The sequence below is a fragment of the Enterobacter sp. PGRG2 genome, from assembly GCF_030291195.1.
GTDB lineage: Bacteria > Pseudomonadota > Gammaproteobacteria > Enterobacterales > Enterobacteriaceae > Enterobacter_D.
Genome location: NZ_CP127837.1, coordinates 250818 through 251222, shown reverse-complemented (window position 1 = coordinate 251222; position 405 = coordinate 250818). Strand labels below are relative to the sequence as shown.

Annotated in this window: 1 protein-coding gene; it reads left to right on the top strand. The window is 43.7% G+C overall.

Annotated elements, in window-relative coordinates; genetic code table 11:
* Positions 1-121 precede the first annotated feature (121 nt).
* The coding region (locus QRD42_RS01025; protein ID WP_321987997.1) for a prepilin-type N-terminal cleavage/methylation domain-containing protein at positions 122-405 on the top strand (284 nt) is incomplete at its 3' end.

Here is a 405-nt window from a genome sequence, read left to right as displayed (position 1 = left end):
TGATTCTGGTGCGGGTAACGCGATCGTACTCGGCAGTCGTTAATTAACCAAGCATTAATAATACTAATATTTCATGCCCTCTGATCCTCAGAGGGCATCTTTGTCAGAATGGATGCATGACATGACGAACAGGCAGAATAATAAACCGGGTCGTGCGGATGCAGGCGTCACATTATTAGAAATGATAATTGTGCTTGCCGTTATTGGTGTGGCCTTGATAATGCTCGCCAATTATAAACGAAAAGAAGCACAACAAACGCATCAGCAAGTTATCGCTGAGATGATCGTGCGCGATATTTCTGGCGTGCTTAAGTTCACCGCGCAGACCAAGCTGGACATTCTTGATAGCAGTAATAATCCTGCGACTAAAGATAATCCCCTTTACGATCCTAAAAATCCGGATAA